Consider the following 300-nt stretch of genomic DNA (forward strand, 5'->3'; position numbering starts at 1 on the left):
GCCCTGATCCTCCGCCCCCGGGTCGGCGAGCTTCTCGGCAACACGGTGCTGCTCGTCGCGCTGGCCGTTCCGCTGTCCGCTGTGCTCGGGGTGGGCGGAGCATGGCTGGTGGAGCGCACCGCGCTGGCCGGTGCGGGCTTCTGGGGCGCCGTGCTCGCGATGCCGCTCGCGATTCCCGCCTTCGTCAACTCCTACGCATGGGTGTCCGCCATCCCCTCGCTCGCCGGTCTCGGCTCGGGGGTCCTGCTGTCGACCCTGTCGTACTTCCCCCTGGTGTATCTGCCGGTGCGAGCCGCGCTG

At 72.0% G+C, this 300-nt stretch carries 1 pseudogene; it reads left to right on the forward strand.

The annotated features are described in order from the left end of the window. Positions 1–300: pseudogene (locus KI686_RS16365) on the forward strand (hypothetical protein); the annotation flags it as partial.

The organism is Polaribacter sargassicola, assembly GCF_021991835.1.
Taxonomy (GTDB): domain Bacteria; phylum Bacteroidota; class Bacteroidia; order Flavobacteriales; family Flavobacteriaceae; genus Polaribacter; species Polaribacter sargassicola.